Consider the following 6,129-nt stretch of genomic DNA (forward strand, 5'->3'; position numbering starts at 1 on the left):
GGGTCGAGCGTCGGATCGGCGAGCAGCGCATCGGCCAATGCTTCGAGCCCCGCCTCGCGCGCGATCTGCGCCTTGGTGCGGCGCTTGGGCTTGTAGGGGAGGTAGATGTCTTCGAGCCGCGCCTTGCTGTCCGCCGTCGCGATCTGGTGGCGAAGCGCATCGTCAAGCTTGCCCTGTTCCTCGACGCTTTTGAGGATCGCCGTCCGGCGCTCTTCGAGTTCGCGCAGATAGGTGAGGCGCTCTTCCAGCGTGCGGAGCTGCGCGTCGTCGAGCGTCCCCGTCACTTCCTTGCGATAGCGCGCGATGAAGGGCACCGTCGCGCCGCCGTCGAGCAATTCGACCGCCGCCTCCACCTGCCGTTCGAGGACGCCAAGCTCTTCCGCGATGCGCGCATTGATCGATTTCATGGGACTCATAAAGTTGGAATCGGAGGAGGGGCTTTGTAGCGCGGATGGGCGCGCTCACAAAGTCGTTTGGTGTCTGGAAAATGGAATGGATCGCGACCCGCCGCTTGACGGATGAACCCCGTCTGCGGAATGTTGCGCGATGACCATTGACGACAATATCCCGGCGGGGTTGAGCGACGCACAAGTCGCGCAATTCATGGACGACGGATTCGTCCGGATGGACGGCGCCTTCTCCCGCCATCTCGCCGAGGAGGCGCGCGCAATCCTGTGGCGCGATACGGGTTGCGATCCCGACGATCCCGCGACATGGACGAAGCCGGTGATCCGCCTCGGACAATATGTCCAGGAGCCCTTTGTCCGCGCCGCCAGCGGCGCTGCTTTGCATGATGCTTTCGACAGGCTTGCCGGCAAGGGACGCTGGCATCCGCGCATGGCCATGGGCACATTCCCCGTGCGCTTCCCGTCGCCCGAGGATCCCGGCGATACCGGCTGGCACATCGACGTCAGTTTCGGAACCGCGGAATCTGACTTCTTCGACTGGCGGGCGAATATTGTTTCCAGGGGCCGGGCGTTGCTGCTGCTGTTTCTATTCTCCGATGTGGGGGAGGACGATGCGCCGACGCGGCTTCGCGTCGGATCGCATCTGGAAATCGCCCGACGCCTCGCGCCGGCGGGAGAGGAAGGGCTGACATTGCGGGAACTCGCGGCAGAGGGGTTCGACGACACCGCGGACTGCGCGGAAGCCCTCGCGACCGGCGAGGCCGGCACGGTGTATCTCTGCCACCCGTTTCTGGTCCACGCGGCGCAACCGCATCGGGGCACACGCCCGCGCTTCATCGCCCAGCCGCCGCTGCTGCCGGCGGTCCCGTTTTCCATCGACCGGGAAGACGGCGACCATTCGCCGGTCGAACAGGCGATACGCAAGGCCCTCGGCGGAAAATGAAAACGCCCCGCTCGTGGGAGCGGGGCGATTGTCGATAAGGAGCGACTGGAAGAAATTATTCTTCCTTGCCGAGGTAGATCTTCACCAGCTTGTCGAGCATGGCGAGTGCGTCCTCGCGGCTCCGCTGGAACGTGTTGCGGCCGATGATCGAGCCGTTGCCGCCGCCGTCGCGGATCGCGCGGGCGTCGTCATAGACCGCGTCCGTGCCCTTCGAGGCGCCGCCCGAGAAGACGACGATGCGCCGGCCGTTGAAGAGCGTCTGCACGATATGCTCGACGCGCTTGGCGAGCGTCGAGATGTCGATCTTCTGCTGCTCATAGACCTTCTTGGCTTCCGCCTGCTCGATGAAGTCGGTCGGCAGCTTGATCTTGATGATATGCGCGCCGAGAAGGGCGGCCATGTGGGCGGCATAAACGCCGATGTCGACCGCGAGCTCGCCTTCCTTGGAGAGATTGCCGCCGCGCGGATAGGACCAGATGACGGTGGCGAGGCCGGCGGCCTTCGCTTCGGCCGACATCTCGCGAATTTCTTCCATCATGTCGAACTGCGCGTCCGAGCCCGGATAGATCGTGAAGCCGATCGCCGAGCAGCCCAGCCGCAGCGCGTCGTCGACCGTCGAGGTGATCGCCTGGTCGGGCGCATCCTTCGACCGGGCGAGGCTGTTCGAGCTGTTGACCTTGAGGATCAGCGGGATCTGGCCGGCGAAGGTGTCGGCGCCCGCCTCGATCATGCCGAGCGGAGCGGCATAGGCGTTGAGGCCCGCGTCGATCGCGAGCTGGAAGTGATAGCGCGGATCGTAGGCGGCCGGGTTCGGCGCGAAGCTGCGCGCAGGCCCGTGCTCGAAGCCCTGGTCGACCGGCAGGATGATCATCTTGCCCGTGCCGCCGAGCCGCCCCGCCATCAGCATGCGCGCGAGATTGGCTTTCGTGCCGGGATTGTCGCTCTCGTAGCAGGAGAGGATGTCGCGAACTTTGCGGGTGATCTTCATGGGGCTCTCGCAATTCTGAGGAGGTGGCTTGAGTGAGTGGGCTTCACGCCCGCGAATGAACAATGTGCCGCCCGGATACGCAGGGCGGGAGTGTAGCCGGTTCAGGCCTCGAGTGCAGCGACGCCGGGGAGCACGGCTCCCTCCATCCATTCGAGGAAGGCGCCGCCCGCCGCCGACACATAGGTGAAGTCTTCCGCCGCGCCCGCGTCGTTGAGCGCCGCCACCGTGTCGCCGCCGCCGGCCACCGATTTCAGCGCACCCATTTTCGTGAGCATGCCGACGAGCCGCGCCGCGGCCGCCGTGCCCTGGTCGAAGGGCGGCACCTCGAAGGCGCCGAGCGGACCGTTCCACACGACGGTCTTCGCCGTCTCGAAGCGCCCGGCGAGATAGGCCATGGTGTCGGCGCCGACATCGAGGATCATCTTGTCCTCGGGCACGGCATCGACGGACACGGTCTGCGCCGCGGCGCCCGCCTTGAATTCCGAGGCGACGACGACGTCGACCGGCAGAACGAGTTCGCAACCGGCCGCCTTGGCCGCCGCCGCGATCTCGCGCGCCTTGTCGAGAAGATCGTATTCGCAGAGCGACTTGCCGATTTTCTTGCCTTGCGCGGCGAGGAATGTGTTCGCCATGCCGCCGCCGACGATCAGCGTGTCGACGCGCTTGATGAGATTGGAAAGCAGCGCGATCTTGGTCGAGACCTTGGCGCCGCCGACGACCGCGACGACTGGACGCTCCGGATTGCCGAGCGCCGTTTCGAGCGCGTCGAGTTCGGCCTCCATCGCGCGTCCCGCATAGGCGGGCAGCAGATGAGCCACACCTTCGGTCGAGGCATGCGCGCGATGCGCGGCGGAAAAGGCGTCGTTGACATAGGCGTCGCCGTTTTCGGCGAGCGCCTGCGCCAGCGCCGGATCGTTCTTCTCTTCGCCGGCATGGAAGCGCGTGTTTTCGAGCACCAGGATGCCGCCGGCGGGAAGCGCGTCGACTGCTTTCCGCGCGGGTTCGCCGATGCAGTCGCCGGCGAAGGCGACCGGCTTGCCTACGACCTTGGCGAGCGCGTCGGCCACGGGGGCCAGCGTGTATTTGGGATCGGGGCCGCCCTTGGGCCGTCCGAAATGCGACAGCACGATCACCTTCGCGCCGCGCCCCGCGAGCTCGGTCAGCGTGTCGGCGATGCGGGCAAGCCGCGTCGTGTCGGTGACATGGCCTTTGTCGTCCGTCGGCACGTTGAGATCGGCGCGGACGAGAACCCGCTTGCCGTTGATGTCGGTCTTAAAAAGATCGTCGAGGGTCTTGTGCTTGGCCATGTCGGTGCGGAACGGGTTCCCAAAAGGTGTTTTGGCATACCTCCCACTTTGAGGGGGAGGTCGATCAGCGTAGCTGATCGGGTGGGGGGTCTTCTTCGTAAGACTCTTTCCTGAGCCTACCCCCCTCCCAACCCTCCCCCTCAAGGGGGGAGGGCTTCACGGAGGGATTTTTACAGCAGCTTGCCGAGCGCGACGGCGGTGTCGCCCATGCGGTTCGAGAAGCCCCACTCATTGTCGTACCAGCTGAGCACGCGCACGAGCTTGCCGTCGATGACCTGCGTCTGCGTGAGGTCGAAGGTCGACGAGGCCGGATTGTGGTTGAAGTCGACCGAGACGAGTTCCTCGTTGGTCGTCGCGAGCACGCCCTTCAGCGGGCCCTTGGCGGCGGCGACGATCGCGGCGTTCACTTCTTCCACCGTCGTTGCCTTCTTCGGCGTGAAGACGAGATCGATGACCGAGACGTTGGCCGTCGGAACGCGGATCGACGTGCCGTCGAGCTTACCCTTGAGTTCCGGCAGCACGAGGCCCAGCGCCTTCGCGGCGCCCGTCGAGGTCGGGATCATCGAGAGGCCGGCGGCGCGGGCGCGGCGCGCGTCCTTGTGCAGCGTGTCGACCGTGTTCTGGTCGCCCGTGTAGGAATGGATCGTCGTCATGTAGCCGCGCTCGATGCCGACGGCGGCATTGAGCACCTGGGCGACCGGCGCGAGGCAGTTCGTCGTGCAGGAGCCGTTGGAGACGATCTTGTGGCTCTTCTTGAGGTCCTTGTGGTTGACGCCGTAGACCACGGTGATCTCGGCACCGTCGGCGGGCGCCGAAATCAGAACCTTCTTCGCACCGGCGGTCAGGTGCATCGAGGCCTTTTCCTTCGAGGTGAAGATGCCTGTGCATTCGAGCGCGATGTCGACGCCGAGATCCTTCCAGGGCAGCTTCGCCGGATCGCGTTCGGCCAGCACCTTGATCGGCCCGCGGCCGAGATCGAACGAAGACTTCGTCGTCTTGATCTTGCCGGGGAAGGGACCGTGGACCGAGTCCCACTTCAGCAGATGCGCGTTCGCTTCCACCGAACCGAGATCGTTGATCGCGACGACGGTGATGTCCTTGCGGCCCGACTCCGCGATGGCGCGAAGGACGAGACGCCCGATACGACCGAAACCGTTGATAGCGACGCGAACAGCCATTTCCTGAAATCTCCTGACGAGGTTAGGCCCCGAGGCAAGCCTTCGCGGCGGCAACCGCGGCTTCCGGGGTAATGTTGAAGTGCTTGTAAAGTTCCTTGGCCGGCGCGCTGGCGCCGAAGCTCGGCATGCCGATGAAGGCGCCGTTCTCGCCGATATAGCGATCCCAGCCATATTGGATGGCGGCTTCGATCGCGACTTTCACGGTGCCTTCGCCCAATGTCTTCTTCTTGTACTCGCGCGGCTGCGCCTCGAAGAGCTCGACGCAGGGCATCGAGACGACGCGGGCGCCGATGCCGTCGGCTTCCAGAAGCTTCTGCGCCGCGAGCGCGATTTCTACCTCGGAGCCGGTCGCGATCAGTGTGACCTTTGCGTTGGAAGAAGCGGGCGAAAGCTCATAGCCGCCCTTGGCGCAGAGGTTCTCTTCCGTGTGAACGGTTCTGACGGTCGGCAGGTTCTGGCGCGACAGCGCGAGGATCGAGGGCGTCTTCTCGGCTTCGAGCGCGAGCTGCCAGCATTCGAGCGTCTCGACGGCATCGGCCGGGCGGAAGACATAAAGGTTCGGCATGGCGCGCAGCGACGCCAGATGCTCGACCGGCTGATGCGTCGGGCCGTCCTCGCCGAGGCCGATCGAGTCATGCGTCATGACATAGACGACGCGCTGCTCCATCAGGGCGGAAAGCCGGATCGCCGGGCGGCAGTAATCGGTGAAGACGAGGAAGGTGCCGGAATAGGGAATGAAGCCCTTGTGCAGCGCGATGCCGTTCATGGCCGCGGCCATGCCGTGCTCGCGAATGCCGTAATGGATGAAGGAGCCGGAGAAATCCGTCGCGGTGACGGGTTTCTGGTCCTTCGAACGCGTGTTGTTGGAGCCGGTGAGGTCGGCGGAGCCGCCGATCATCTCGGGCACCACGGCGTTGATGACGTTGAGCGCCTCTTCCGACGATTTGCGCGTCGCCCAGTTGGGCTTCTCGTCGACGAGCTTCTTCTTGTAGTCGTCGATCGCCTTGGCGAAGGTCGCGGGCAGCTTGCCCGAGAGTTGGCGTTCGAACTCGCCGCGCTTGGCGGCGTCGAGTTTGGCGACCCGTGCGTCCCATTCGGCGCTGGTCTTGGCATGCGCGCGGCCGGCGGCGCGCCAGGCGTTCAGAATATCGGCGGGAACGACGAAAGGTTCGGCATCCCAGCCGAGCGTCTGGCGCGACAGCGCAATTTCGTCCTGCCCAAGCGGCGAGCCATGCGAGGAAGACTTGCCGCGTTTGTTCGGCGAGCCGTAACCGATGACGGTGCGGCAGGCGATCAGCGTCGGCTT

At 65.1% G+C, this 6,129-nt stretch carries 6 protein-coding genes; 1 reads left to right on the forward strand and 5 read right to left on the reverse strand.

Annotated elements, in window-relative coordinates; genetic code table 11:
* Nucleotides 1-407, reverse strand: a 407-nt coding sequence (locus VMR03_RS01000) for a Tex-like N-terminal domain-containing protein (protein WP_325401385.1), incomplete at its 3' end; no start/stop codon positions are given.
* A gap of 139 nt (nt 408-546) precedes the next feature.
* Here VMR03_RS01000 and VMR03_RS01005 point away from each other — a divergent pair.
* Nucleotides 547-1,350, forward strand: a complete 804-nt coding sequence (locus VMR03_RS01005) for a phytanoyl-CoA dioxygenase family protein (RefSeq protein ID WP_325401387.1) — start codon at nt 547-549, stop codon at nt 1,348-1,350.
* Nucleotides 1,351-1,405: 55 nt separating this feature from the next.
* Here VMR03_RS01005 and VMR03_RS01010 read toward each other — a convergent pair whose 3' ends face one another.
* From VMR03_RS01010 to VMR03_RS01025, 4 genes are all read right to left on the reverse strand, one after another.
* A complete protein-coding gene (locus tag VMR03_RS01010) occupies nt 1,406-2,338 on the reverse strand; it encodes a class I fructose-bisphosphate aldolase (RefSeq protein ID WP_325401389.1) in 933 nt (310 codons plus the stop codon).
* Between the two features lie 101 nt (nt 2,339-2,439).
* Nucleotides 2,440-3,645, reverse strand: a complete 1,206-nt coding sequence (locus tag VMR03_RS01015) for a phosphoglycerate kinase (protein WP_325401391.1) — start codon at nt 3,643-3,645, stop codon at nt 2,440-2,442.
* A 170-nt stretch (nt 3,646-3,815) separates the two neighbouring features.
* Nucleotides 3,816-4,823 (reverse strand): type I glyceraldehyde-3-phosphate dehydrogenase, encoded by a 1,008-nt coding sequence (gene gap / locus VMR03_RS01020; RefSeq protein WP_325401394.1) that lies wholly within the window; start codon nt 4,821-4,823, stop codon nt 3,816-3,818.
* Nucleotides 4,824-4,845: 22 nt separating this feature from the next.
* Nucleotides 4,846-6,129 (reverse strand): transketolase-like TK C-terminal-containing protein (locus VMR03_RS01025; RefSeq protein WP_325401396.1); only part of this gene is annotated, 1,284 nt, incomplete at its 5' end.

This window comes from Parvibaculum sp. (genome assembly GCF_035511255.1).
Lineage (GTDB): Bacteria > Pseudomonadota > Alphaproteobacteria > Parvibaculales > Parvibaculaceae > Parvibaculum.